Annotated in this window: 21 protein-coding genes and 1 pseudogene; 12 read left to right on the plus strand and 10 right to left on the minus strand. The window is 70.8% G+C overall.

Annotated features, from left to right (window positions below; translation table 11 throughout):
• Positions 1-264 precede the first annotated feature (264 nt).
• Together GFD30_RS17135 and GFD30_RS17140 are read left to right on the plus strand one after the other, a co-directional pair.
• Positions 265-510 (plus strand): DUF397 domain-containing protein, encoded by a 246-nt coding sequence (locus GFD30_RS17135; protein ID WP_153026419.1) that lies wholly within the window; start codon positions 265-267, stop codon positions 508-510.
• 114 nt (positions 511-624) lie between these two features.
• A pseudogene (locus tag GFD30_RS17140) lies at positions 625-1,501 on the plus strand (helix-turn-helix domain-containing protein).
• Between the two features lie 132 nt (positions 1,502-1,633).
• On the opposite strand, the gene GFD30_RS17145 reads toward GFD30_RS17140, so the two are convergent.
• From GFD30_RS17145 to GFD30_RS17160, 4 genes are all read right to left on the minus strand, one after another.
• The gene (locus GFD30_RS17145) at positions 1,634-2,452 is read right to left on the minus strand and encodes an SAM-dependent methyltransferase (RefSeq protein WP_153026420.1); all 819 of its coding nucleotides are present in this window, start codon (positions 2,450-2,452) and stop codon (positions 1,634-1,636) included.
• Positions 2,453-2,660: 208 nt separating this feature from the next.
• Positions 2,661-3,821: an LCP family protein gene (locus GFD30_RS17150; RefSeq protein ID WP_153026421.1), complete on the minus strand. Its 1,161-nt coding sequence runs from the start codon at positions 3,819-3,821 to the stop codon at positions 2,661-2,663.
• 69 nt (positions 3,822-3,890) lie between these two features.
• Positions 3,891-4,859, minus strand: a complete 969-nt coding sequence (locus GFD30_RS17155) for a UDP-glucuronic acid decarboxylase family protein (protein ID WP_153026422.1) — start codon at positions 4,857-4,859, stop codon at positions 3,891-3,893.
• 82 nt (positions 4,860-4,941) lie between these two features.
• Entirely contained in the window at positions 4,942-6,513 is a 1,572-nt protein-coding gene (locus GFD30_RS17160) for a sugar transferase (RefSeq protein WP_407649082.1), read from the minus strand.
• Between the two features lie 229 nt (positions 6,514-6,742).
• On the opposite strand from GFD30_RS17160, the gene GFD30_RS27990 reads away from it, so the two are divergent.
• A complete protein-coding gene (locus GFD30_RS27990) occupies positions 6,743-7,903 on the plus strand; it encodes a glycosyltransferase family 4 protein (protein WP_322633351.1) in 1,161 nt (386 codons plus the stop codon).
• A gap of 107 nt (positions 7,904-8,010) precedes the next feature.
• Here the strand turns inward: GFD30_RS27990 and GFD30_RS17170 are convergent, their stop codons facing one another.
• Positions 8,011-8,712 (minus strand): CDP-alcohol phosphatidyltransferase family protein, encoded by a 702-nt coding sequence (locus GFD30_RS17170; protein ID WP_322633352.1) that lies wholly within the window; start codon positions 8,710-8,712, stop codon positions 8,011-8,013.
• A gap of 254 nt (positions 8,713-8,966) precedes the next feature.
• Between GFD30_RS17170 and GFD30_RS17175 the strand changes: the two genes are divergently transcribed.
• Positions 8,967-10,463, plus strand: coding sequence for a glutamate-cysteine ligase family protein (locus GFD30_RS17175; RefSeq protein WP_153026423.1), 1,497 nt, complete (start codon positions 8,967-8,969; stop codon positions 10,461-10,463).
• 48 nt (positions 10,464-10,511) lie between these two features.
• Here the strand turns inward: GFD30_RS17175 and GFD30_RS17180 are convergent, their stop codons facing one another.
• Positions 10,512-11,801: a hypothetical protein gene (locus GFD30_RS17180; protein ID WP_153026424.1), complete on the minus strand. Its 1,290-nt coding sequence runs from the start codon at positions 11,799-11,801 to the stop codon at positions 10,512-10,514.
• A 190-nt stretch (positions 11,802-11,991) separates the two neighbouring features.
• On the opposite strand from GFD30_RS17180, the gene GFD30_RS17185 reads away from it, so the two are divergent.
• The gene (locus tag GFD30_RS17185; RefSeq protein ID WP_153026425.1) at positions 11,992-13,266 is read left to right on the plus strand and encodes a serine hydroxymethyltransferase; all 1,275 of its coding nucleotides are present in this window, start codon (positions 11,992-11,994) and stop codon (positions 13,264-13,266) included.
• 194 nt (positions 13,267-13,460) lie between these two features.
• Positions 13,461-15,032 carry an LPXTG cell wall anchor domain-containing protein gene (locus GFD30_RS17190; protein ID WP_153026426.1) on the plus strand — a complete coding sequence of 524 codons (1,572 nt, stop codon included), beginning with the start codon at positions 13,461-13,463 and terminating at the stop codon, positions 15,030-15,032.
• Between the two features lie 288 nt (positions 15,033-15,320).
• On the opposite strand, the gene GFD30_RS17195 is transcribed toward GFD30_RS17190, so the two are convergent.
• Positions 15,321-15,539: a hypothetical protein gene (locus GFD30_RS17195; RefSeq protein WP_112134239.1), complete on the minus strand. Its 219-nt coding sequence runs from the start codon at positions 15,537-15,539 to the stop codon at positions 15,321-15,323.
• Between the two features lie 324 nt (positions 15,540-15,863).
• Between GFD30_RS17195 and GFD30_RS17200 the strand changes: the two genes are divergently transcribed.
• Positions 15,864-16,688, plus strand: coding sequence for a P1 family peptidase (locus GFD30_RS17200; protein ID WP_153026427.1), 825 nt, complete (start codon positions 15,864-15,866; stop codon positions 16,686-16,688).
• 44 nt (positions 16,689-16,732) lie between these two features.
• A complete protein-coding gene (locus GFD30_RS17205) occupies positions 16,733-17,674 on the plus strand; it encodes an endo alpha-1,4 polygalactosaminidase (RefSeq protein WP_227996519.1) in 942 nt (313 codons plus the stop codon).
• Here GFD30_RS17205 and GFD30_RS27995 read toward each other — a convergent pair.
• Complete coding sequence (locus tag GFD30_RS27995) at positions 17,602-19,224, minus strand: GGDEF domain-containing protein (protein WP_153026428.1); 1,623 nt, start codon at positions 19,222-19,224, stop codon at positions 17,602-17,604. The two genes, GFD30_RS17205 and GFD30_RS27995, sit on opposite strands and share 73 nt — an antisense overlap.
• Before the next feature lie 162 nt (positions 19,225-19,386).
• Between GFD30_RS27995 and GFD30_RS17215 the strand changes: the two genes are divergently transcribed.
• The 4 genes from GFD30_RS17215 (at position 19,387) to GFD30_RS17230 (ending at position 24,075) form a co-directional block, all read left to right on the plus strand.
• Positions 19,387-20,319 carry a hypothetical protein gene (locus GFD30_RS17215; protein ID WP_153026429.1) on the plus strand — a complete coding sequence of 311 codons (933 nt, stop codon included), beginning with the start codon at positions 19,387-19,389 and terminating at the stop codon, positions 20,317-20,319.
• Between the two features lie 183 nt (positions 20,320-20,502).
• Positions 20,503-21,654: an LCP family protein gene (locus tag GFD30_RS17220; protein ID WP_153026430.1), complete on the plus strand. Its 1,152-nt coding sequence runs from the start codon at positions 20,503-20,505 to the stop codon at positions 21,652-21,654.
• Between the two features lie 75 nt (positions 21,655-21,729).
• Positions 21,730-22,851, plus strand: a complete 1,122-nt coding sequence (locus GFD30_RS17225; RefSeq protein WP_153026431.1) for an LCP family protein — start codon at positions 21,730-21,732, stop codon at positions 22,849-22,851.
• Between the two features lie 114 nt (positions 22,852-22,965).
• Positions 22,966-24,075 carry an LCP family protein gene (locus tag GFD30_RS17230; protein ID WP_153026432.1) on the plus strand — a complete coding sequence of 370 codons (1,110 nt, stop codon included), beginning with the start codon at positions 22,966-22,968 and terminating at the stop codon, positions 24,073-24,075.
• A gap of 207 nt (positions 24,076-24,282) precedes the next feature.
• Here GFD30_RS17230 and GFD30_RS17235 read toward each other — a convergent pair whose 3' ends face one another.
• Entirely contained in the window at positions 24,283-24,540 is a 258-nt protein-coding gene (locus GFD30_RS17235) for a hypothetical protein (protein ID WP_153026433.1), read from the minus strand.
• A gap of 218 nt (positions 24,541-24,758) precedes the next feature.
• A complete protein-coding gene (locus GFD30_RS17240; protein ID WP_153026434.1) occupies positions 24,759-25,607 on the minus strand; it encodes a siderophore-interacting protein in 849 nt (282 codons plus the stop codon).
• Positions 25,608-25,747 lie beyond the last annotated feature (140 nt).

Consider the following 25,747-nt stretch of genomic DNA (forward strand, 5'->3'; position numbering starts at 1 on the left):
ACGGCCATGTCTATGTGCATTGTCACATTCATCGTAACATGCATCGACACCGGGCGGATGCACGTGCATCTGCGCGTCCATCCTCATGTGCAGTCACTGTCTGTAATGTGCAACACTGAACCCGATCGACGGCAGGGATGTCGGAAACGTCCGCCGCAAGCACCGTCTGATAGGCCCGCGGCAACCGATTCCAGCTCCTCCGGCGTCGGTCTTGGAACAGGAGAGTCCGGCCGGACGTACCGGCCACTGGTGGAAGGAATCTCTATGGACAAGGCACGCAACGGAATCCCGGCAGGGGAACTCCCTTCGTCGCTGGCATGGCGCAAGAGCAGCCGCAGTGGACCCAACGGCGGCAACTGCGTCGAGCTGGCCGCGCTGCCCGGCGGGGACGAGATCGCGGTGCGCAACTCCCGCTTCCCCGAGGGCCCGGCCCTCATCTACACGGTCGGTGAGATCCGCGCGCTCGTCGAGGGCGCGAAGGACGGCGAGTTCGACGACCTGATCGTCTAGGACGCACGGCGGAAGCCCAAGGGCCGCACTCTCACCCTGGCAGGAACGGCCGCACCGGCTACCCTGTCAGGGTGAGTTCGTTACCGGCGGATCATCGGAGAGGAGGCGGCCGGAATGGCGAAAGAGGACAATCCCACCGGGGCCACGGCCCTGCGGATGATGATCGGCGGGCAGCTCCGCCGGCTCCGCGAGGCCGCGAAGATCACGCGCGGTGAGGCCGCCTACGAGATCCGCGGGTCCGAATCCAAGATCAGCCGCATGGAGCTGGGCCGGGTCTCCTTCCGGCTCAGGGACGTCGAAGACCTCATGGTCATGTACGGCGTCACCGACGAGGCCGAGATCGAGCGCGTCGTGTCGCTGTGCCGCGAAGCCAACCGGCCGAGCTGGTGGCACCGGTACGGCGACGCCCTGCCCGACTGGTTCAGCGCCTACCTCGACATGGAGACCGCCGCCTCCACGATCCGCACCTACGAGGTCCAGCTCGTCCCCGGCCTGCTCCAGTCCCGCGACTACGCCCGCGCCCTGCTCATGCTCGGCTACGGGCACACCCCACTCCAGGAGATCGACCACCGCATCGACGTGCGGATGGCGCGGCAGAAGATCCTCGACCGCGAGCGCGAGCCCGCGACACTGTGGTCGGTCATCGACGAGGCCGCGCTGCACCGGCCCTTCGGCGGGCGGGGCGTCATGCGCGACCAGCTCAACTCGCTCATCGAGGCGTGCGACCGGCCCAACGTCCGCATCCAGATCGTGCCCTTCACGAGCGGCGCCCACTCCGGGGCCGGCACGCCGTTCACCTGGCTGCGCTTCGCCTACCCGGAGCTGAAGGACGGTCATCTACATGGAGCACCTCACCGGCGGCCTGTACCTCGACCGCGACGCCGATGTGGACGCCTACCAGGCGGCGATGGAGCACCTGTGCGTCCAGGCCGCCCAGCCGCGCGAGACGCCCGACATCATTCGCCGGATCATCCGGGACCACTACTCCTAGTGACCGGCGCCGGCGCCTGGACGCTCTCGCCCAGGTGAAACAAGTTCACTCGATCGAGTGATCCCTATCGTTGACCCGAACACGACGAAGGCGCGCATCCGGCCCGGTGCGCGCCTTTCGTGCGTGTGGGAGCTACTCCTTGTACCCGACGCCCATCATGATGATGCGCTGGTAGTCCTCGAGATCCTCCACGGCCGGGACGTCCGGGTTCTCGACGCCGCCGACCCATCGGGCGGGGAACTCGATCCCCGGAGGCACCAGGGGCAGCCCCTGGAAGTGCGCCTCGATCTCCTCGGGCGTGCGGGCCCACCCGTTGCCGAGGACCTCGACGCAGGACTTCTCCATCGCCTTCTGCTCCGGCCAGCCGGTGTCGGCGAAGTCGGTGATGTGCAGGTACGACCCGCTCGGGCAGGCGTCCAGCAGCGTCCGGATCCACGACCCCGGGTCCTCGCTGGGGTGGAAGTGCATCATCAGGCCGACGATCATCAGCCCGACCGGGCGGGAGAAGTCGATCATCTCGTTGACCTCGGCGTCGCCCAGGATCGACTCGGGCTCGCGCAGGTCGGCGGTCACGATGGTCGTGCTCTTGTTGTCCGCCAGCAGGGCCCGGCCGTGCGCCAGCACGATCGGGTCGTTGTCGACGTACACGACCTTCGCGTCCGGGTTGATGCGCTGGGCCACCTGGTGCGTGTTCTCCATCGTCGGCAGGCCGGCGCCGATGTCGAGGAACTGGTCGATGCCCTGCCGGGCGACGTACTCCACGCCCTTCTTGAGGCCGAGGCGGTTGTCCTGGCTCGCCTCCTTGATCCGCGGAACGTGCTGCGCGATGACGGCCGCCCCTTCACGGTCGACCGCGAAGTTGTCTTTGCCACCGAGGGTCGCGTCGTAGACGCGGGCGATGGTGGGCTTGGAGATGTCGAAATCGGGCACGTATTCGTCGTTGTCTGCCATCGGCTCCGCCTCGTCGTCGAAGGTACGTTGAGCACATGGTACGACCTTGATCACAATGCCGCACTGCGGGATGGACTCCTCCAGCCACAGAAGAACCATTGCAGCGCAAAAGAACCAACCGGCTCATCAACCACTGTCGACGGCTGCGGGCGCAGAGGCAACAGCGCAGGGCCCGGCCGAAAGGCCAGGCCCCTGCGCTCGACGACGCCTACTCCTCCGCGGCCTCGCCGCCGACGAGGTCGGGGTGCTCGGTGATCCACGCGCTCACGGTGTCCTCCCGGATCGCGTCCCAGAGGGTCGTCGCCTCCGGGTTGTCGTTCTCGGGGTTCTCGAGGTCGTACGTGTAGACGACGACGGACTCGCCGTCCATCGTGTCGGTGCCGAGGTTCGGCGTGGTCATGAAGACCAGGTCGTCGCTGCGCAGGTCCATGAGGCTGATCGCGGTCGACACGACGTTGAACTCGGTGTCCACTTTGACCGCGTCCGAGGTGGACTCGATGAAGCTCGTGAGCCTGCTGCGGCTGGTGAGGACGCCCGCGCTCAGCGCGGAGTCCATGATGGCCTTGATGAGCTGCTGCTGGTGCTGCATGCGGGCGAAGTCGCCGCGGTTCCACTGGTAGCGCTGGCGCACGTAGTCGAGCGCGGCCTCGCCGTCGAGCTCGGTCGGGCCCGCCGGGAAGAACCGGTGGTCGCCGTGGATCGAGGTGACGCCGGTCTCGTCGTAGTAGTCGGGGGCGTCGGCCGGCTCGATGTCCAGGGTGACGCCGCCGAGGGCGTCGACGACCTGGACGAGGCCGGCGAAGTCGATCTCGACCACGTGGTCGATGCGGACGCCGGTGAAGCCCTCGACGGTGAGCACGGTGAGCGGGATGCCGCCCCAGTGGTACGCGGCGTTGAACTTCGCGTTCGAGCCGGTGTACTCGGGGTAGTTGCTGGCCGCGGCGTACTCGGGGATGTGCACGTACAGGTCGCGCGGGATCGAGACGCCGTACGCCTCCGTGCCGTCCTCGTTGACGTGCATGAGGATGACCGTGTCGGAGCGGGCGTCCTCCTCGGAGTTGCCCTCGCGGTGGTCGGAGCCGATGACGAGGATGTTCAGGGCCTCGTTGAGCCGGTCGGGGCGGTCGTCCTCGGGGATCGCCTCGAGGTCGAACGGGCGCTCGAGGTCCGCGTCGGTGGTCCTGGCGGTCGACCAGATCGCGAAACCGCCGCCGGTGGCCGCGATGGAGGCCACGAGGCCGATCCCGGAGCCGATGAGGCCCCGCCGGGTCGGTCCGCCGGCCGCCGCTGCGGCGACGCGCGCGCCTCCGCCGCCACCGGCGGGCGGCACCGAGGCGCTGCCGCGGTAGTTGGAACCGGAATACGTCATGGGGCCAGCTTACGTGGTGTCCGCCCGCGCAACGGGACCGCGCACGCGGGGTCGGACATCGGAGAACGCTCAGATGGCAGTGAGCCGGCCCGCGTCGCGCCGCGCCGCGAAGTAGTCGATGGTGGCCTTGAGGCCCGACTCGTAGTGGACCTGCGGCTCGTATCCGAGCAGCTCGCGGGCCGCGGTGAGGTCGGGGCGGCGCCGCTCGGGGTCGTCGGAGGGCCGGTCGGTGTACTCGATCGTCGAGGACGAGCCGGTCAGGCGCAGGACGACCTCGGCCATCTCGCGGACGGTGAGCTCGTACTCGGTGCCGAGGTTCACCGGGCCGTACTCGCCGGACTCGAGCAGCAGGACCAGGCCGGCGACCAGGTCGTCGACGTAGCACAGCGAGCGGGTCTGGGAGCCGTCGCCGTGGATGGTCAGGGGCTCGCCGGCGAGCGCCTGGGTGATGAAGCTGGGGACGACGCGGCCGTCGTCGGGGCGCATCCGCGGGCCGTACGTGTTGAAGATCCGCACGATCGCCGCGTCGAGGCCCTTGTGGCGGTGGTAGGCCGCGACCGCGGCCTCCGAGAAGCGCTTGGCCTCGTCGTAGCAGGAGCGGACCCCGATCGGGTTCACGTTGCCCCAGTAGGACTCCGGCTGCGGGTGGACGAGCGGGTCGCCGTAGACCTCGGAGGTCGAGGCCATGAGGAAGCGGGCGCCGTCGGCGAGCGCGCGGTCGAGCGCGTGCAGGGTGCCGATCGAGTCGACGCGGAGGATCTCCACCGGGAGGGTCGCGAAGTCGACCGGGCTGGCCGGGCACGCGAAGTGCAGGACGGCGTCGAAGGGCGCGTCGCCGACGGGGAGGCCCTCGGTGACGTCGGCCTCGACGACGGTGAGCCGCTCGTGGGGCTCGAGGTTGTCGCGGGAGCCGGTGGAGAAGTTGTCGACAGCGGTCACGTCGCAGCCCTTCGCCAGGAGCGCGTCGACCAGGTGGCTCCCCACCAGGCCCGCGCCGCCCGTGACGAGGATGCGGCTGCCGGTTCCGTAAGTAGTCATCAAGATCCAAGATTATCAGGGTTGGCCTGGCGTTCACCTGGGCGCAGGCTGTGGATTCGCTCGATACACGCCCTTGTGCGCGTCAGTACGCGCCCTTTCGGCGCAATACTACGGCGACGGTGCGGAAAAGGATCTGGAGGTCGGTCGTGAGGGACCAGTTGTCGACGTAGTACAGGTCGAGCCGGACCGCGTCGTCCCAGGACAGGTCGGACCGGCCCGAGACCTGCCACAGGCCGGTGATGCCGGGGCGCACGAGGAGGCGGCGGCGCACGTCGCCGAGGAAGTCGCCGTTCTCGGCCGGGAGCGGCCGGGGGCCCACCAGGCTCATCTCGCCGCGGACGACATTGATGAGCTGCGGGAACTCGTCGATGGAGGTCCGGCGCAGCCATTTGCCGACCTTGGTGATGCGCGGGTCGTCCTTCATCTTGAACAGGAGGCCGTCGGTCTCGTTGTGCATCATGAGCGCGGCCTGGCGCTCCTCGGCGTCGATGTACATGGTGCGGAACTTCCAGCACGAGAACGTCTCGCCGTCGCGGCCGACGCGGTTCTGGCGGAAGAACACCGGGCCGGGGCTGTCGGACTTGATCGCGATGGCCACGGCCAGGAACAGCGGCGACAGCAGGATCAGGCCGAACACGGAGGAGGAGATGTCGAGGATGTTCTTGATCAGCCAGCCGATGCCGGAGATCTTGGGCTCTTCGACGTGGAGGAGCGGGAGCCCCTCGACGGGGCGGATGTGGACGCGGGGGCCGGCGATGTCGGTGAGGGCGGGGGCGACGACGAGGTCGCGTCCGGTGCCCTCGAGCTGCCAGGCGAGGCGGCGCAGGTCGGCGGCGTCGGCGGAGGCGGAGCCGCAGACGGCGAGGGTGTCCGCTTCGAGCTTCTCGGCGCAGGTGACGACGTCGGTCCCGGCGAAGACCGGGACCGGGGTGTCGAGGTTGCGGACCGAGGAGGCGCCCTCGGTCACGTATATGCCGACGGGGACGAGCCCGGCGGCGGGGGCGCGGCGCACGGTCCGGTACACCTCGAGCGCCTCGGGGTAGGCGCCGATGAGGAGGACCCGCTGGACGCCCTTCCCGGCGAGGCGCATCTTGTGCAGGCCGTACCGGGCGGCGTACCGGAAGCCCATGACGAGGACGGCGGCGGCGAGGAGGATGACGGCGACCGCGACGCGCGAGACGTCGGCCTTGAAGGTGAGCGCGGCGAAGGAGACCAGGGCGAGCATGAACATGGAGGCGCGGATGACGCGCTTGAACTCCTCGTTGCCCATGCCGAAGTAGCGGCGGTCGTACGAGCCGGTGCCCCACAGCGCGAGCAGCCACGCGAGGGGCAGCAGCAGCCAGACGGTGAGGTAGAAGAAGTGCAGTTGGTCGTCGGTGTCGAAGCCGGCGCTCGGGGAGTGGGTGAGGTTGACGGCGATGACGCTGGCGAGGAGGGCGGCGAGGACGTCGGCGCCGACGAGGGCGGCCTGGTAGTAGCGGTGCCAGTTGGAGGCGCGGACGAGCCGGCGCCATGTGCGGCGGGTGGCGCCGTTCGTGACCAGTTGAGGGTCACCGCCCACGCGAGCACCGGCCACCTGCGTCCCCGTCCGTCCGTACGGAACACTTCCACGTCCGTGGAGATTATTTGCTGGACGTTCCAGGCTCGTAGCCACTGCACATCCCTGCGGTCGTCAGCTTACGGTGGAGGTGAGTGTCCGCGGGCGGAGATCGACGCTGCGTCGCTGAGCTGCGTCGCTCATCACCGGGCGGCCCGCCGACACGGTACCCGACAACCTACACCTATTCGGCTCCTGCGGTATCTTCGGCCGAGCTGAAAGCCGTTCCCGCCACCCCGTGTGAGGAAGACCCCAGTGAGGAAAGCAGCGCTGTGAGGACCACCCAGTGAAGATCGTCGTCGCCCACAACCGGTACTCCTCGGCGCAGCCCTCGGGCGAGAACGTCATCGTGGACTACGAGATCGGCGCGCTCCGCGAGGCCGGAGTGGAGGTCGTCCCGTTCCTGCGCTCCTCCGACGAGATCGCTTCCCTTCCGCCGCAGAAGAAGGCGCTGCTCGCGGCCTCGCCGGTGCACGCCGCCGGGACGCAGCGGCGCCTCGCCGAGCTCCTCGAGCGCGAGCGCCCGGACCTGCTGCACCTGCACAACCCGTACCCGCTGCTGTCGCCGTCGGTGGTCCACACCGCACACCGCGCCGGGGTCAAAGTGGTCCAGACGATCCACAACTACCGGCACGACTGCATGAACGGGCTCTACTTCAGGGACGGGCACGACTGCCGCGACTGCCACGGGAGGCGCTGGAACGCGCCGGGCGTGCAGCACGCCTGCTACCGGGGCTCGCGCCCGCAGAGCGCGGTCATGGCCGTCGCGCTCGGGGTGCACCGCGACACGTGGCGGTCGGTGGACCGGTTCATCGCGCTCACCGACGCCATGGCCGGGTACCTCAAGAGCATCGGCATGAAGGACTCGCAGATCCGGGTGAAGCCGAACGCGGTCGCCGACCCGGGCGTGTCGCCGCTCGGCGAGGGGTTCCTGTTCAGCGCCCGGCTCGTCCCCGAGAAAGGGGTCGAACTGCTGCTGGAGGCGTGGCGGCGGGCCCGGCCCGCGGTGCCGCTGCGCATCGCCGGCGACGGGCCGCTGCGCGGCGTCGTCGAGGACGCGGCCGCCGCGAACCCCGAGGTCCACTACCTCGGCCAGCTCGACCCGGTGGCGCGCGACGCCGCCGTCGCCGCGTCCGCGGCGGTGATCGTGCCGTCGATCTGGCAGGACATCCTCCCGACCTCCGGCATCGAGGCCCTCGCCGCTGGCCGCGCGGTCGTGGCCACCCGCATGGGCGGCGCCCCGTTCATCGCCGGCGAGGGCACCCCCGCCCCGGCCGGCGTCGTGGCCCCGCCGGAGGCCGGCGCCCTGGCGGCCGCGATCAACGAGGTCGCGAAGGACCCGTCCTACGCCGCGAACGCGAGGGCCCGCTACGAGTCGGTCTTCGCCCCCGAGGTGACCCTCCGCCGCCAGATCGAGATCTACGAGGAGCTCCTCGCCGAACGCTGACCGGGCCGGGTGCGGGCCGCATGCCGGATGCCGTGCGGGCGAAGGAGAGCGGACGCGGAGACCCCGCACACCGGACCGGTGCCAACGGAACTCGTCGCCCGGGCGGTTCAGCGCAGGGTCGCGCGGGCGTTGACCGCGATGCTCGCCAGGAGGAAGAGGGCGTTGACGGCGCCGAAGAACAGCATCACGGCGGCCATCGACTCGGGGACGGCGAGGGCGATCGCGATGACGGTGACGATGAAGCCGTAGTCGCGGACGAGTTTGACCACGCGCACGGCGAGGCCGGTGCTCGTCACCATCGACACCGACGCGTCCTCTTTGGCCATGACCGCGGTGACGAGGTTGGTCATCCACAGGGCGGCGAAGGCGGCGCCGGACCAGGCGGGGAGCCACGGGGTGTAGGCGTGCGCGACGGCGGCGACGACCGCGACGACCGACGCCTGGATGGCGATGTCGCAGAGGATGTCGACGCGGGCGCCCGCGTCGGAGCCGGTGCGGGTGACGCGCGCGAGCTGGCCGTCGGCGCAGTCGAGCATGTACGCCACGTGCCACAGGACGAGCGCGCCGAGGGCGACCGGCCACCAGGGCGCGCCGTCCCGCGCCACCGGGATGTAGGCGATGACGGCGGCGCCGGCCGCGAGGCCGATCACCAGGTTGAGCAGCGTCAGGTGGGTCGGTTTCAGGCCGAGTCGCCATGCGGCGTAAGCGAAGACGGCGCCGCCGCGCTGGTCGAGGAGGGTGGCGAGGCCGCCGCCGCGGTTGGCGGCGAGGAAGTCGGCGGGCCGGTGGCGCGGGCGCGGTGAGGACACGCGGCGATCCTATCGGGGCGGGCTCGGGCGGCTCCCGCGGCGACCGGTCCGGCAACGCATTTCGACCCGCTCCGCGACGGTGCGTCGCGGGACGGGACCCCGTTGTGTCAAGATCCCGACACCACCGACCAGGGCGGCTCCCTAATATGAGCGCGACCTACACCAATCGGGACGAAACAACTGCTCCTTTGGTAGCCGGCGCATGACCAAGAGTCCTAGAGTTGATAAACGTTCGATTCCTGGGGAGGGAACACATGGGCGACGAGGTGACCGGCTCCGCCTTGAAGCACTGGGATCACCCCGCGTACGCGGCGCGGCTCCAGGCGGGTCGAGCGGCCCTCGCGCAGTTGCTGGCGGACGAGCGGCTCGACCGCGGCAGACCGATGACGGGACTCGAACTGGAGCTGGACCTCGTTGAACCGGACGGGGATCCGGCGTTCGCGAACGACGCGGTGCTGGAGCACCTGCACACCTCCGGCGAGGAGGACGCGCTCTACGGCGCCCAGCACGAACTGGGCGCGTTCAACCTGGAGCTGAACCTGCCGCCGCGGCTCCTGGACGGCGCCGGGCTGTCCTGGTACGAGAGCGACCTCGCGGCGGTGCTCGCCGAGGTGCGGGAGGCGGCCGGGAAGGCCGGCGTCCAGATCTGTCCTATCGGGACGATGCCGACGCTGTTCACCGACCACATGGGCGTGGACGCCCTGTCGCGGGCGCGGCGGTACCGGATCCTCAACGACGAGATCATGTCCCAGCGCGGCGAGGACCTGCGCATCGAGATCGAGGGCGCGGAGTCGGTGGACTTCACGTCCTCGACGATCGCCCCCGAGTCGGCGAACACCTCGGTCCAGTTCCACCTCCAGGTGTCGCCCGAGGACTTCGCGCGGTACTGGAACGCGGCGCAGGCCGTCGCCGGCGTGCAGGTCGCGACCGCCGCGAACTCGCCCTACCTGTTCGGGCGGCAGCTCTGGGCGGAGACGCGGGTGATCCTGTTCGAGCAGGGCACCGACACGCGCCGGCCCCAGCAGCGGGCGGCGGGCGCGAAGCCGCGCGCCTGGTTCGGGGACCGGTGGATCACCGGCGTCCTCGACCTGTTCGACGAGAACTACCGGCACTTCGCGCCCCTTTTACCGCTGTGCGACGAGGAGGACCCCGAGGCGGTCATGGCCGTCGGCGGCGTCCCGACCCTCCAGGAACTGCGGTACCACAACGGGACCGTCTACCGCTGGAACCGGCCGGTGTACGACGTGCACCGGGGGCGCCCGCATGTGCGGGTGGAGAACCGCGTGGTCGCGGCGGGCCCGACGGCGGTCGACATCTGCGCGAACATGGCCCTGTTCTACGGCCTGGTCGCGTACTTCGCGGAGGCGCGGGTGCCGCTGAGCGAGCGGTTCCCGTTCGCGACGGCGGCGGCGAACTTCCGCGCGGCGGCCCGGCACGGGATCAACGCCGACCAGGAGTGGCCCGGGCTCGGCCTGGTGCCGGTGCGCCGGCTCGTGCTCGAAGCGCTCCTGCCGAAGGCCGCCGAGGGGCTGGCGTCGCTCGGGGTCGGCGGCCGGGACGTGGACCGCTACCTCGGGGTCGTGGAGGCGCGGTGCCGCCGGGGCGTGAACGGCGCGACCTGGCAGGTCGCGCGGGTCCAGGTCGGCGAGCACCGGCAGCGGCTGGAGCGGCGGGACGCCCTGCGGGCGATGGTCCTCGACTACGCGGCCCGCTCGGCCGACGGCCGGCCCGTCCACGAATGGGACGTCTGAACGCGTGAGCGGCCGGGCCCGTCCGGGGCCCGGCCGCCTCCGTTCGGTCTAGGACGGCGTCCCGTCCTGGCCGCCGGTGAGCTTGCGGCGGCTCGCCGCGGTCTTGCGCCGCGGCTTCGCGGCCGGCTTCGGGTCCGGCTTCGGCTCCTCCGGCTGCTCGGCCGCGTCGACGGCCTTGAGCTCCTGCACCCAGTCGACGTCCGGGTTCGGCGCGTCGTCGCCGGCCTGCGGCTCCCATTCGGCGCGCTTCTGCGCCTCCTGCTTGGCGGCGCGCTCGCTGTCCTTCGCGATCTGCCGCTCGCGGCGCGTCGGCCGCTTCGGCTTCGCGGGCGCGGCCGGGAGGTCGCGGGTCTCGTCGTCGTCGAACGCGGAGGCCGGGGCGGGCACCGTCCAGCCGGGGGCGGACTCGACGAGGCCCTCCGGGGGCTCCCGGTGCTCGGGCACGTCGGCGCGGTCGTCGACCTGGCCCCCGGCCTTCGGGAGCGCGCAGACCACGAGGGAGCCGAGGAGCCCCGCGATCGCGGCATACGGGCCGACGAGGATGATCGCGAGCGATTCGGCGTTGTCGACGCGGGAGGGCCCGGCGACCAGGTGGGCGACGGTGACGATGAGCGGCCCGGCGATCCCCGAGGCCGCGGCGATCCGGTACCCCGAGCTGGAGATGTGGCTGCGGCGGGCGCACGCGGCCACGACGGCCCCGATGAGCAGGGATCCGGTCACGAACGGGACGGCGATGGAGAGCCCCCTCGTGCCCAGGAACGTGTCCGCGCCGGCCCACGAGCCCCAGACGGCGAGTTCGGTGACGGGGGTGACGCGCTCGCCGACGTCCCAGAACACGGCGAGGACCGCCAGGAGCCACACGAGCGCGGCGGAGGCGCCCACGTTGACGGCGACCGACCGGGACGACAGCCCGATGAGGGCGAGCGCGAACCCGACGGCCGCGCCGAGCCCGGCCGCGACGAGCGGCCCGGCGGGCAGTCCGGAGGACACGGCGCCCTGCTCGGCGGAGAGGGCGACGAGCGGGCCGACGGCGAAGGCGCCGGCGGCGCTCGCGACGACCGCGGCGACGCGGGTCGCGGGGGTGGCGTTCGCGGCGGCGCGGGAGCCGATCGCGCCGGAGGCGAGGCCCCCGACGATGCAGGACACGGCCGAGAACCACGCGACCCAGGCGCGGTTGGCGTTCCAGCGGTAGTCGAGGACGGGGTCGGCGGCACCCGGGGCCGCGTCGGCCCAGGAGAGGAGCCCGAAGCCGTAGGCCAGGCCGAGCTGGGCGAGCGCGGCGAGCGCCGCGACCGCGAACCCGGCGCCGACGGTCTTCGCGGCGGATCTAGGTGACATACGTCGCACCGTACTGCGTGTACGCAATGGAGTCTCGAACGGCCGATCCGGTGAGCGCGGAGGGCCTCGGGCCGTCTCACACGCAGGGAAACGTCCCGGCCCCCGGCCGGTCCCCCGGGCTATGCTCGCATCACCAAGGCCACCTGCCCGGTCGCCGTGCGAGATCATGCCGATCAGCGAGGAGCATTGCATGTCCGACGCCTACGAGGCCCTCACCGCGAAACTCGCGGCCGCCGACCCCGAGATCGAACGGCTCATCGAGGCCGAGGGTCGCCGCGAGTCCGAGAAGATCCGCCTCATCGCGTCCGAGAACTACGTGTCCCAGGCGGTCATGGAGGCGACGGGCTCGATCCTGACCAACAAGTACTCCGAGGGGTACGCCGGGAAGCGCTACTACGAGGGCCAGCAGTTCATCGACCCGATCGAGCAGCTCGCCGTCGACCGGGCCAAGGAGCTGTTCGGGGCCGACCACGCGAACGTCCAGCCGTACTCGGGGAGCCCCGCCAATCTGGCCGTCTACCTGGCGTTCCTGAACCCGGGCGACACCGTCCTGGGCATGGCCCTGGACATGGGCGGGCACCTGACCCACGGGCACGCCGTGTCCGCGACGGGCAAGTGGTTCAACAACCCGCGGTACGGGGTCCGCAAGGACACCGGGCTGATCGACCTCGACGAGGTCGCCGAGATCGCCCGCCGGGAGCGCCCGAAGCTCATCATCTGCGGCGGGACCGCGATCCCCCGCACCATCGACTTCGCGGGCTTCAAGGCCATCGCGGACGAGGTCGGGGCGGTCCTCATGGCCGACATCGCGCACATCGCCGGGCTCGTCGCCGGCGGGGCGCACCCGACGCCGGTCGGGCACGCCGACGTCGTCACCACCACCACGCACAAGACCCTGCGCGGCCCGCGCGGCGCGATGATCCTCGCGAACGAGGAGCACGCGAAGGCGATCGACAAGGCCGTGTTCCCCGGCCTCCAGGGCGGCCCGCACAACCACACGACCGCGGCGATCGCGGTCGCGCTGCGCGAGGCCGCGAAGGAGTCGTTCAAGGACTACGCGGCGCAGATCGTGAAGAACGCGAAGGCGCTCGCGTCGGCGCTCACCGACCGCGGCTTCGACCTCGTCTCGGGCGGCACCGACAACCACCTGATCCTCGCGGACCTGACGAGCAAGGGCATCGGCGGCAAGCCGGCGGCGAAGGCCCTGGACATCGCGGGCATCGAGTTGAACTTCAACACGGTCCCGTTCGACACCCGCAAGCCGTTCGACCCGTCGGGTCTGCGCATCGGCACCGCCGCGGTGACGACCCGCGGCATGGCCGAGGGCGACATGGACGCGATCGCGGGCTGGATCGACCGGGCCGTGTCGGCCGCGAAGGACGGCAAGGACGCCGAGCTGGACCAGATCGCGGGCGAGATCCGCGAGTACACGAAGGCGTTCCCCATCCCGGGGTGGCACGCCTAAAGCGGTACGAGCACGGACGAACAGGGGCGTCTCTCCACCGGAGGGGCGCCCCTTCCGTGTGCGCTGCGCTACATAGAGAAAAAATCTTCGGATCGGGTGCATCAGGTGCGGACCGAGGTGCGTCTAGTAGTCATCGGGTCCCGAGAGTGAAAACCACAAGGGACTGTCTACTCACACCATTCAAGGAAACCGCCATGCCTGCACCCAAGTCCCTGGTCGAGCGCGTCCCGACGCGCTTGGCCGCCCTCATCGGCGCCGCCGCCGTCGGCGCCGGGGCGTTCGCGCTCCCCGCCCAGGCCCAGACGCCCGAACCCGAGGCGACCGTCGTGTTCGGCGAGCCCGTCGAAGCCGGCGCCGACTTCGCGACCGGCTCGATCGTGCTCGAGTTCGGCGACGACTTCACCCCCGGCGAGCACGAGGTCTTCGCGCAGCTCAGCGTCTACGGGAACGGCTGGGAGCTCGCCGACGGCGAGACCGGCGACGGCGCCTGCCTGATGGAGATGGTCCCGCCCCAGGCGGTCAACTGCACCGCCGAGGCCGCCGACGCCGAGATCGAGTTCGCGTTCGACTACACCACCGCCGACGTGGCCCCGGGCGAGTACGACTGGTCCCTGCTGGTCGCCGTCGACGACGCCGTGCTCGACCCGGTCAGCGGCACCGTCGAGGTCGTCTCCCCCGACGCCGGCGACTCGCCGTTCCGCTACGCCCCCTTGTCGCTCGAGATCGAGTCCGGCAGCACCGTCGACGCCGGCCCGATGTACCTCCAGGACGGCGATCTCCCGGCCGACACGGCCGCGCTGGTCTACGGGGTCTCCGCCCCCGACTACATCCTCAGCGGCACGGCCGAGGTGACCGCGCCGTACGACAACTGCTTCGACGGGTTCGCCGGCGGCCCCGGCGTCACGTGCGTCGTCACCGACTTCCCGGACCAGGCCGGCGCCGCGATGGTGACCACCCAGCCGATCTCGTTCACCGTGTTCAAGGAGGTCCCCGGACCGGTCGAGCTCTGCGGCTGCTTCTTCGAGGTCCGCGCGGTGAACGCCGAGGAGCTCGAAGCCGAGTTCGGCGACGTGCCCTCCACCGGCGACCTGTTCGGTCTGGGCATCGCCGACGGGTCCCACGACCCGGACGACTTCGACGAGTACGGCTCGATCGAGATCACGACCTCCCCGAACCACCCGTACGACCTCGCCGTCGATGACGCGAACATCAAGGGCGACAACGGCGACCAGGTCACCGTGACCATCCCGGTCGAGAACGCCGGCCCGGCCGACGCCTGGAGCTTCTTCGACGGCCCCGGCTCGTACGCACTCGTCGGCGAGCTGCCGAAGGGCACCGAGTTCGTGTCGGTCGCCTCCGACGACTCGGCGTACTGCCGGGAGTTCACCGGTGAATTCGTCGGCGAGACCCTCCCCGCGATCGAGGACCGCGACGCGGCCGACTTCGTCTGCATCTTCACCAGTATCCCGAAGGACGCCTCGTACGAGGTCGAGCTGAAGGTCAAGGTCACCGACGAGAACGCGAACGCCAAGGGCGTCCTCCAGATCGTCGCGTTCCAGAACGAGGGCTACCCCGGCGCGATCGAGGTCGAGCTCGACGACAACCGGGCCGACCTGGTCCTCAACGGCACCGGCTCCGGTTCCGGGAAACTCCCGACGACCGGTTCGTCGATGACGTGGATCCTCGCCGGCGCGGCCGCCGCCCTGGTCCTGGGCGTCGTCCTCTTCATCGCCACCCGCCGCCGCAAGGCCGCCCCGGCCGAGTAGCCGCACGAACCACCCTCACCAGGAAACACCCGCGAGCGCCCGTCCTGCCGGACGGGCGCTCGTCGCATACCGCGGCCCCGGAAACGCCGGCGGACTCCCGGCTTCGCCGGACGGTCGAACGCCGTCAGGGACGACGAAGCGGGCCCCGGCCGCGGGGCGGCCAGGGCCCTTGCCCGTGTCCGGGCGGACGAAACGCGCCGGGCCCGGAGGCCGCGACGCGTCGCCGTCAGTGTGTTGGAATTGTGCAGTCTCGGCTCGGCGCCTTGTGGGCGCGCTCGCCGCTCGGACCTAGCGGGCCAGGCCGGCGAGGGCGCGGCCCTCGACGCGGTCGGCCACGCGGCGCAGGACGCCGGCGGTCGAGAGGCGGACCTTCTCGGGACGGGTGACGCCGAAGGCATACGGCTTGTCAGCCCGACCGTCGTCAACGACCGGGGCGTTCGGCAGGGCCGAGGTGGCAACGGTGTTGGCGGCGTCGACTGCGAGGTAAGCACCTACGAATTCGTGCATGATGATTCCTTCCCGGCGGGGTGCGCCGGATCGTGGATTCTGAAGGGGGAACCGCTCGTCGATGACGCCATTGTCGACGGCGGGGAACCGTTGCGATCGCCTTGGACCGCTTCGGGAGGCCGCTCGCGGAATCGGTTCGGGTTCGCCGTTCCGGCTCCGCCTCTCTGGGCCTCTGCATCAATGTTAAGCCCGCCTGACGAGGGAAATCCAGCGATTTCGCGTGGGTCACAGGTGGCCCGCGACACTGTCTACAAAGCACTTAGTTACCGTTCGGTTATCGAATTCGACGAGCAGGTTTCGGGCCCGTGGCGGTACGCTGTCCTGATGCGGGACTTGGGAGTTCGCGTCGGTCACTGGACCGGCGAGCACACCGGCTGCACGGTGCTGCTGTTCGAGGAGGCGGTGCTCGCCTCCGGCGAAGTCCGCGGCGGCGCCCCCGCCAGCCGCGAGATCGAGCTCCTCGACCCCCTCCGCTCCAACACCGGCATCGACGCCGTCCTCCTCACCGGCGGCTCCGCCTTCGGCCTGGCCGCCGCCGACGGCGTCATGCAGTGGCTCGCCGAACGCGGCCGCGGCGTCCCCACCTCCGGCGGGACCGTCCCGATCGTCCCGGCCCTCGGCCTCTACGACCTCGACGGATCCGGGAACGTCCCCGCCGCCGCCCACGGCTACGAAGCCTGCGACGCCGCCATGGCCCCGTTCGAGCCCGCCCTCGACGGCCCGATCGGCGCCGGCCGCGGCGCCACCGTCGGCCAGTGGCGCGGGGCCACCCTCCCGTCAGGGCTGCGGACCGCCACCGTGAACGCCGGACCGGTCGTGGTCACCGCGCTCGCCGCGGTCAACGCCTTCGGCGAGCCCGGGCCGCTCGACCGGGACCTGCTCCAGCCCGAGGGCTTCGCCGCCGGCGCGTTCGGCCGCAACACCACCATCGGCGTCGTCGCCACGAACGCCAGGCTCGACAAGGTCGAATGCGCGCTCGTCTCGCAGGGCGCGCACGACGGGCTGGCGAAGGCGATCAGCCCCGTCCACACCCGGATGGACGGCGACGCGTTCATCGCCGCCTCCTGCGGCACGGTCCCCGCCTCGGTCGACGTCGTGCGCGCCCTCGCCGTCGAGGCCGTCGCCGAGGCGATCGCCGACTACGACTGAGCGGCCGCCCCGACCGGTGGCGCCGCGGCCCTAAGCTGCCGGACATGAGACGTTCCCGGGCCGCGATGCTCGCACTGCCGCTCCTCCTCGCCGCCGGCGCCCTCGCCGCGTGCACGCAGGAGTCCGACGCCGGCGAACCCGCCGCCGAGGACACCGCCGGGCCCGGCACCGAGGATACGGCCGCGGCCGAAGCGCCCGAAAGCTGGCTCTACCAGCTCACCGGCTACGAGAACGACGCGCTCGACGCCGTCGCCGCCGCGCCCCAGCCCACCGTCGTCATCGACCTCGCCCGCGACGGCGGCGAGGACTACTTCACCGCCGACGAGATCGCCGCCCTCCACGACGCCGGCAAGACCGTCTACGCCTACTTCTCCATGGGCTCCATCGAGACCTACCGGCCCGAGTACGGCGCCGTCGCCGGCACCGACCTCGTCCTCAACCAGTGGGGCGACTGGCCCGACGAGTACTTCGTGCGGTACTGGGACCAGCGCTGGTGGGACCTCGTCATGCAGCCCCGCCTCGACCAGGCCCTCGCCGCCGGATTCGACGGCGTCTACCTCGACGTCACCAACGCCTACGAGGAGATCGACCTCGCCCTCGTCCCCGGCGAGACCCGCGAGACCCTCGCCCGCAAGATGGCCGACCTCGTCATCGCCGCCGACGCCTACACCGCCGACCGGCTCGCGATCCTCCCCCAGAACTCCCCCGAGCTCATCGAGCAGACCGGGTACCTCGACGCCATCGACGGCATCGGCATCGAAGACCTCTGGTTCCTCGACACCGACATCCCCTGCACCGAGGAGTGGTGCGCCGAGAACCTCGCGAACACCCGCGCCGTCCGCGACGCCGGAAAGACCGTCCTCGCCGTCGACTACGCCGCCGACCCCGCCAACCGGGCCGCCGCCTGCGCCCACTACGCCGAAGAGGGCTTCGCGGGCGCCGTCGCCGGCGTCGACCTCGACGCCGTCCACGAGCCCTGCCAGTAGACCCCGCCGACCGACCGCGCCTTGAGGGGACCCGGCGTTAAAAGGCCCTTCCGCGACCGCTTCATCTGGTACATCGCCTGGTCCGCGGCCCACAGCGTCTGCGCCGGGTTCCCGCCCGCCGCCAGCCGGGCCCACCCGATCGACACGTCCACCGGCGTCCCCGGCACCGAGTACTCCCAGTTCTCCGCCGCCACCGCCACCCGGATCCGCTGCGACACCGCGTCCGCGTCGTACTCCGTCGCGCCCGGCAGCACCATGATGAACTCGTCGCCGCCCGTGCGCGCCAACAGGTCCCCCGACCGCACCACACTCGACAGCAGCGCCGCCAGCCGCTGCAGGATCGCGTCCCCGGCCTGGTGGCCGTGCGTGTCGTTCACCGCCTTGAACCCGTCCAGATCGAGCACCGCGATCATCCCGTCCCCGTCGACCTCCGCCAGGAACGCGTCGAGGCGGCGCCGGTTCGGCAGCCCCGTCAGCTCGTCCGTGTTCGCCCGGTCCGCCCAGCCCGCGGCCGCCCGCCGCAACTGGTCGTGGTCCACCAGCGCCGCCGCCGACGCCAGGTAGATCGTGTGGAACTCGTTGATCTGCTTGTACAGCGCGTACGTCGTCGCGTGCGCCGCCAGGATCGACGCCGCGTGGTCGCCCTTCGCCACGAGCGCAAGCGACCGCAGGTGCTGCGGCTCCATCACCCCGAGCGTCTCGTCCCCGATCTCCCGCGCCTCCAGCACCTCCAGGGCCTCCAGGCCCCGCGCCTGCGCGATCAGCCGCGACGCCCGCGCCATCGTCCGCAGGTCCATCGCCTCCACCGACGACGTCTCCTCCGGCAGCAGGTGCTCCACCGACCACTGCTCGCTGAAACCCAGCAGCGAGAGCCGCGCCAGCGCGTAGTGCACCCACTCCAGCTCCCGCGTGTCCAGGTCGTGCAGGTTCGGCTTCACGCGCCGCAGCTCCTGCCGCAGCTGTCCCGTGCACGCCCGCGGATCGCCCGTGTAGTACCGCAGCAGCGCGTCCCGCACCCGGATCTCCACGCCCTCCACAGAGGACCGCATCACCCCGGCCCGCTCGGCCAGCGTGTGGCACTGGTCCAGCGCCCCCGCCGCCTGCTGCTGGTACCCGCAGTTCGAGAGGATCACCGCCAGGTCGTACCACGCGTCCACCGCCGCCTGGCTCGACTCGGTCATCGACCGCAGCGCGCGCGAGGACAGCACCAGCCGCTGCGCCGTGAAGTCGAGCGACTTGATGTGGTGGTGGTAGTACCAGGCCGCCAGGGCGTGGTACTTCCCGTCCAGCCGCGGGTCCCGGCAGCGCGCCACCGCCGTCCCGGCCTGGTCGATCGTGTTCGGGATCTTGTCGATCGCCCGCTGGTTGATCTGGCCCTGGAGGATGAACAGCCACGCCTGCGCCCGCTGCTGCGCGGTCTCGGAGTTGTAGACGATCCAGGTCGCCTCGCTGACGGCCTCGGCCACCTGGCCGGACCGCATGAGTCCGCGCAGACGCCGGTACTGGTCGGCATAATCACGCGCTGACGTGAGCTCCCTCCGTGGCGTCACGCGCTCTATCCTGCCACCGCCGCGGCGATATATCCAGTGCCGCAGGTGCCGGCCCCGGACCGCCCGTCCCCCGGATGCGCATGGGCCCGAACCGTTTTCCTCCGCCGCGCGGCTTCGGCCCTTACAGTTGGGGCATTGCCCGAAATGGAAGGATGGTGCGCTTTGGTCCCAGCGTGTCCATGCACCGCCTGCGGCGAGCCGCTGCCCGACGCCCCCGGCGCGACCGTGCTCGCCTGCGACGCGTGCGGCACCGCCCACCACGGCCGCCCCGCCGCGCGGCGCCTCGTGGACCCCGACTGGGCCGCCCTGCCGCCCAAGGCCACGGCCCGCTACGCCGACGACACCCCCGACGCCGTCATCGTCCCCGACGCCGTGGTCCCCTTCAACGTCGAACGGCGCGAAGCCCGGCGCCTCCTGCGCGAACGCGCCCGCCGCCGCTGGTTCGCCCCCGCCGCGTTCCGCCGCGTCGACCAATCGCCCTCGTTCCGGGCCGCCTACCTGCCGTACTGGGTGTGGAGCGCCTGGACGCACTCGCGGTACCGCGCGGCCCGCGGCGACGTCCACTGGACCCAGACCGCCCAGGGCGCCCGCGTGCGCGCCATGCTCTGGCGCCCCGCCGCGGGCGCCGTCGACCGCGCCTTCGCCGACATCGCCGTCCCGGCGACGGTCCTCCTCGAAGCGCGCATGCTCGCCGACCTCATGCGGGACTGGGACCTCGGCGCCGCCGTCCCGTTCGCGCCCGGCCGCCTCGAAGGCCGGTGGGTGCAGCGGTACGACCTCGAACCTGAGGTCGGGCTGGCGCTCGCGAAGGCGCGGATGGCGGCCGAGGTGGAGCGGGAGGTGCGGGAGCGGATCGGCGGGGACGCGCAGCACGTGCCGGTGATCGACACCGCGTACACGGGCCTGTCCTACCGGCTGGTGCTGCTGCCGGTGTGGCTGGCGTCGTACCCGCACCGGGGCCGGCGGCGGATGGTCGCGGTGCACGGCGAGACCGGCCGGGTGGTGGCCGGGCGCCCGTGGAGCGGGCCGAAGCTCGCGGCCGCGCTCGCGATCGCCGCGATTGTGGCGAGCATCATGTTCTTTTCGCTCGGCTGATTCGCGTACTTCCTCACCGACGGCCGGGCGGGATGGTATGCGAGGCGGCTACCCGGTGAACATGAACTACTGTCTGGTGAACGCAACCGCGCCGGTGGACCACGCGTGTTCACCGCAGAGCGGGCCAGCCTCCCCCGGCTGCGCCGCGACACCCCACCTGACGTTGTTCCCGGGAGAAGACTCATGGGCAACCCGCGCAAGCATGCCGCCAAGGCGACCTCGCCTTGGTGGGCGAAGGCGATGGTCATCAGCGGTTCGATGGTCATGGTGGTCGCCGGCGGCGGCGCCGTCGCCGCACAGGTCAGCCTGAACCTGGTGAACAACTCGGTGAACCAGGAGGACCTCCTCGGCGACCAGCGCGTCGAGACCGAGGAGGGCGCCGCGATCGAGGGGCCGATGAACTTCCTCGTCCTCGGCACCGACGAGCGGGTGGACGCGGGCGGCGAGGCCCGCACCGACGCGAACATCATCGTGCACGTCAACGCGGACCTGACGCAGGTGTCGATGATCTCGCTGCCGCGCGACCTGCTGGTCGACGTCCCCTCGGGCGTCCCGGCGGAGCAGACGAAGCTGACCGAGGCGTTCGCGTACTCCGAGGACTGGGGCGAGTCGTTCCAGAACACGGCCGAGACGATCACCGAGCTCACCGGCATCCAGTTCGACGGCGGCGCGATCGCGAACTTCGAGGGCTTCCTCGACATGGTCGACGAGCTCGGCAGCATCGAGCTGTGCCCCTGGCACGAGATCACCTCGATCCACACGGACAAGACGTTCCCGGCCGGCTGCGCCGAGTACGACAAGAAGGACGCGCTCGACCTGGTGCGCCAGCGGTACGGCTGGGACTGGGACGAGGACTACGCGAACGGCACATGGGGGGACTTCGGGCGCCAGAAGATGCAGCAGCAGGCGATCAAGAAGATCCTCGAGCGGGCCAAGGAGAACGGCTACGCGACGAACCCGGCGAAGGCCGTGGAGCTGCTCGGCTCGTTCGGCGACGCGCTTACGGTCGACGTCGGCGGGTACAACCTGGTGGACATGATCACGCAGATGCGCGACATCGACCCGAACGAGATCCTGTCGATCGGCACGCCGTCCTCGGAGGGCAGCATCAACGGCACCTCGTACGTCCTCATCCACGAGGGCACGGACGAGGAGGTCGCGTCCGAGGCCCTGTGGGAGGCGATCGCCACCGACACGGTCGAGCAGTGGGCGTGCGAGCACCCCGACTGGCTGAGCGGGGACTCCGCGCCGGACTGCACGGCGGTCACGGGCGGCGCCACCGCGGACGCCACTGCGGAGACCCCTACCGACGGATCCTCGGAGACCGCCGATTAGCCTGGATCGGGGCGCTCGGGGGCGTTGCCGAAGCGTTATCAGACGGGATAATGCCGACCTGACGCTGGGAGAAGCATGGCAGTGAAGAGCGGCGCACCCTGGTGGGCCCACCTCATGATGTACGCAGGCGGCGTGACCATGGTCGTCGCCGGCGCGACCGCGGGGATCGCCCAGTACGCCCTCCACACGGCGAACAACACGATCGAGCAAGAGGACATCATCAACAACCGGGGCGAGATGGACGTCGAGAACATCGAGGGCCCCCTGAACATCCTCGTGCTCGGCATCGACAAGCAGGGCGACTCCACCCGCTCCGACACCATGATCATGGTGCACATCAACAAGGAGCTCACCGAGGTCTCGATGGTGTCGCTCCCCCGCGACCTGTACGTGGAGATCCCCGACTGCGGCCCCGACTGGGGCAACAACACCTGCATGCAGAAGCTGAACCACGCCGCGTCGATCTCCGACGACTGGGACGTCACCCGCGCGAACGTCGTCGACACGATCTACAACCTCACCGGCGTCGAGTTCCACATCGGCGCGACCGTCGACTTCAACGGGTTCATGGACCTGGTCGACCTCGTCGGCGAGATCGAGCTGTGCCCCTGGCACGAGATCACCTCGATCCACGGCGACAACCGCGTCTTCCCCGAGGGCTGCAACTACTACAACAAGGAGGAGGCCCTCGACCTCATCCGGCAGCGCTACCCGTGGGACGAGCCCGAGGACTACGAGCGCGGCCTGTGGGGCGACTACGGCCGCCAGGCGATGCAGCAGCAGGCGATCAAGGCCCTCATCAAGGAACTCAAGGCCGACGGCTACGCCTCGGACCCGACGCGCCTCAACGACGTCCTCGAGGGCCTGGAGGGCAAGCTGACCCTCGACCTGCCCGAAGGCCTGAGCGCGATCGACCTGGCGCTGAACCTGCGCGACCTCAACCCGGAGGACATCACGTCGATCCGCGTCCCCGCGACCTCGCAGGAGACCGAGGTCGGATCCTCGGAGGTCATCGCCGAGGGCGAGCAGCAGATCGCGGCCGACGCGCTGTGGGCCGCGCTCCAGAACGACACCATGACCGAGTGGATCGCCCAGTACCCCGAGTGGGTCAAGCAGACCGGCGGCGACACGACCGCCGAGGAGCCGGCCGGCGAGGAGCCGGCCGGCGAAGGGGCCTCCGAGCCCACCACCGACTGACGCCCGAACCGTGCAGCGGGGCCGCCCTTTCCGGGCGGCCCCGTCTCCGTGCAACCGGACCGGCTTCCCGGGGCGCCCTTACTCGGACGAACCCGAACCGACCCTTGGAGCTGCATGGCCGGCAAGAGCGGCGGCGCGCCCTGGTGGGCGCACGTCATGACGTACGCGGGCGGTGTGACCCTGGTGGTCGCCGGCGCGACCGCGGCGGTGGCGCAGTACGCGGTCCACACGGCGGACAACACGATCGCCGAGGAGGACATCCTCGGCGACCACCAGGCCGAGCTCGACGTCGACAACATCGAAGGGCCCCTGAACATCCTGGTCCTGGGGACCGACAAGCAGGGCGGCTCGACCCGGTCGGACACGATGATCGTCGTCCACATCAACGGCGACCTCACCGAGGCCACGATGGTCTCGCTGCCGCGCGACCTCCTGGTCGAGATCCCCGACTGCGGGCCGGGGTACTCGAACAACCCGTGCCAGAACAAGCTCAACCACGCGGCGTCGATCTCCGACGACTGGGAGGTGACGCGCGTGAACGTCGTGGACACCGTCCACAACCTGACCGGCCTCGACTTCCACCTGGGCGCCACGGCCGACTTCAACGGGTTCGTCGAGATGGTGGACCTGGTCGGCACGGTCGAGATCTGCACGTGGAAGGAGTTCCAGTCCCACCACACCGAGCGGGTCTTCGAGGAGGGCTGCCACGAGTACGACAAGGAGGCGGCCCTCGACCTGGTGCGCCAGCGCTACCAGTTCTACGACGAGATCGACTACGACCTGGGCCTGTATGGCGACTACGCGCGGCAGAACTTCCAGCAGCAGGCCATCAAGTCGCTGCTGAAGAAGGCGAAGGAGCAGGGGTTCCTCGAGGACCCGACGAAGCTCAGCGAGCTCCTGGAGGGCTTCGGCGACAAGGTGACCCTGCACCGCCCCGAGGACCTGTCGATCGCGGACCTGGTGGTGAACCTGCGCGACATCGACCCGGAATCGATGACCACGGTGCGGGTCCCGGCCAGCTCCGAGCCGGAGACCGAATGGGGCGACATCGAACTGATCCACGAGGGCGCCGAGGCCGAAGCGGCCGCGTCCTTGTGGGAGGCGCTGCAGAACGACACGATGGCGGCGTGGATGGCCGCGAACCCCCAGTGGGTCAAGAGCGACGCCGCGAACCCGGATGCCGTGGCCGACCCCGCGGAGACGGCGTCGACCGCGGCCGACTGAAGGTGGAACGGAGCGGGGGCGGCCCTGAAGGACCGGCCCCGCGAAGTCGCCTGATCAGGTCGGCGACCGGCACGACCGGTCGGGTGCGCCGCGGGTGTCCCGAGGTAGGAGACTCGGGGTGCGTCGCGGATGTCCGCGGCCGGAAGGGCCGAAGCGCGTCGCGCAACAGGTCCGTAGCGCCCGGGGTAGGCCCGGGCGCGCGCCGCGCTACGAGTGCTTGGCGGCTTCGGCGGAGTTGCGGGCCTCTTCGAGCTTGGTGACGAGGGCGGCGGCCATGGCGCTGGACTCCTCGAGCTGCTCCTTGCCGACGTTGAGGGCGTTCGCGGCCGCCTCGATCCCGAGGGACTGGAGCTGGCCGAGGACTTCGTCGACCTGGGCCTTGCTGGCCTCGATCTGACCCTGGAGTTCGTTCACCGCATCGACGTTCGCGCTGATCGAGGTGAGGACTTCATCGATGCTCGCCACTGTCGGGGCCTTTCTCTCAGGGTCGCGGGCGCCGCCCGCGTTGCGCACGTTCAGCACCGGCGACACTACCCGAATCCGGCCGAGGGCGCAGCCCCCAACGCGCGCGCCCAAGATGGACGGACGGGACGCCCGCCGCGGGCACCCGCGTTCCGCCGACCGCGAGTTCGGCGGTCTCACCCGCCGACGCCGACTGCTCTCCTTTGGAGGCTGCGCTCCGCCTACTCGCGGCCCGCCCGGGCCTCTTCGGCCTCGTCGACGGCGTTCCACTCGCGTTTGGCGGACTGCCAGCCGTCCTCGTTGTGCCCGACCCGCCAGTATCCGGAGATCGAGAGCCGCTCGCGCGGGACCTCCCGCTCGAAGCGCAGGTAGCGGCGGATCTCGCGGACGGACCCTGCCTCGCCGTGAACGAACGCCTGCACGTCCCCCGGCTGGAACTCGAAGCCGCGCACGGCGTCCACCAGCTTCGAGCCGACCGGCCCGCCGCCCCGGTGGAGCCAGGTCACGGTGACGTCCCCGACCGACTTGAGCTGCTGCTCCTCTTCGGGCCCTTCGACTTCCAGGAACACGTGGGCGCGGGCGCCGGGCGAGAGCCGCTCGACGGCCGACGCGATCGCGGGCAGTGCGCTCTCGTCCCCGGCGAGCAGGTGCCAGTCGGCGCTCGACGCGGGCGCGTACCCGCCGCCGGGCCCGGCGAACCGCAGCAGGTCCCCCGGCTCGGCGTTCGCGGCCCACGGGCCGGCGACGCCCTCGTCGCCGTGGTAGACGAAGTCGATCCACAGCTCCCGGGCCGCGGCGTCCCAGCGGCGCACGGTGTAGGTGCGGGTGACCGGCCACTGCTCGCGCGGGTACTCCTCGCGAATCCTCCCGAGGTCGAACGGCTCGGGGTACTCGACGCCCTCGACGGGGAACTGGAGCTTCAGATAGTGGTCGGTGAACTCGCCGCACGCGAAGTCCGCCAACCCCGCCCCGCCGAGGACCACCCGGATCATGTGCGGCGTGACCCGCTCGGTCCGCACCACCTCGGCGGTCGTCAGGTTCGGGCTCCTGCGTCCACGGCGTTCAGCCATACCGGCTCCTTCGATCAAGCGGCTCACACGTCCCCTCGGCGAAGCCCTCGAGCCGCGAGGTCGGCCTCGTCAAGACGGGAACGGTTAGGTTCCCCTAACCATCACACCCTCAGTTGTACCTTGTCACCTCACTACTCCGC

This window comes from Glycomyces albidus, assembly GCF_009451885.1.
Lineage (GTDB): Bacteria > Actinomycetota > Actinomycetes > Mycobacteriales > Micromonosporaceae > Glycomyces > Glycomyces albidus.

What these genes read in the sequence shown, in the direction of transcription:
- GFD30_RS17135 (WP_153026419.1), top strand. Translation starts at nt 265, where the DNA reads ATGGACAAGGCACGCAACGGAATCCCGGCAGGGGAACTCCCTTCGTCG.
- GFD30_RS17145 (WP_153026420.1), bottom strand. Translation starts at nt 2,452, where the DNA reads ATGGCAGACAACGACGAATACGTGCCCGATTTCGACATCTCCAAGCCC.
- GFD30_RS17150 (WP_153026421.1), bottom strand. Translation starts at nt 3,821, where the DNA reads ATGACGTATTCCGGTTCCAACTACCGCGGCAGCGCCTCGGTGCCGCCC.
- GFD30_RS17155 (WP_153026422.1), bottom strand. Translation starts at nt 4,859, where the DNA reads ATGACTACTTACGGAACCGGCAGCCGCATCCTCGTCACGGGCGGCGCG.
- GFD30_RS17175 (WP_153026423.1), top strand. Translation starts at nt 8,967, where the DNA reads ATGGGCGACGAGGTGACCGGCTCCGCCTTGAAGCACTGGGATCACCCC.
- GFD30_RS17180 (WP_153026424.1), bottom strand. Translation starts at nt 11,801, where the DNA reads ATGTCACCTAGATCCGCCGCGAAGACCGTCGGCGCCGGGTTCGCGGTC.
- GFD30_RS17185 (WP_153026425.1), top strand. Translation starts at nt 11,992, where the DNA reads ATGTCCGACGCCTACGAGGCCCTCACCGCGAAACTCGCGGCCGCCGAC.
- GFD30_RS17190 (WP_153026426.1), top strand. Translation starts at nt 13,461, where the DNA reads ATGCCTGCACCCAAGTCCCTGGTCGAGCGCGTCCCGACGCGCTTGGCC.
- GFD30_RS17195 (WP_112134239.1), bottom strand. Translation starts at nt 15,539, where the DNA reads ATGCACGAATTCGTAGGTGCTTACCTCGCAGTCGACGCCGCCAACACC.
- GFD30_RS17200 (WP_153026427.1), top strand. Translation starts at nt 15,864, where the DNA reads ATGCGGGACTTGGGAGTTCGCGTCGGTCACTGGACCGGCGAGCACACC.
- GFD30_RS17205 (WP_227996519.1), top strand. Translation starts at nt 16,733, where the DNA reads ATGAGACGTTCCCGGGCCGCGATGCTCGCACTGCCGCTCCTCCTCGCC.
- GFD30_RS17220 (WP_153026430.1), top strand. Translation starts at nt 20,503, where the DNA reads ATGGGCAACCCGCGCAAGCATGCCGCCAAGGCGACCTCGCCTTGGTGG.
- GFD30_RS17225 (WP_153026431.1), top strand. Translation starts at nt 21,730, where the DNA reads ATGGCAGTGAAGAGCGGCGCACCCTGGTGGGCCCACCTCATGATGTAC.
- GFD30_RS17230 (WP_153026432.1), top strand. Translation starts at nt 22,966, where the DNA reads ATGGCCGGCAAGAGCGGCGGCGCGCCCTGGTGGGCGCACGTCATGACG.
- GFD30_RS17240 (WP_153026434.1), bottom strand. Translation starts at nt 25,607, where the DNA reads ATGGCTGAACGCCGTGGACGCAGGAGCCCGAACCTGACGACCGCCGAG.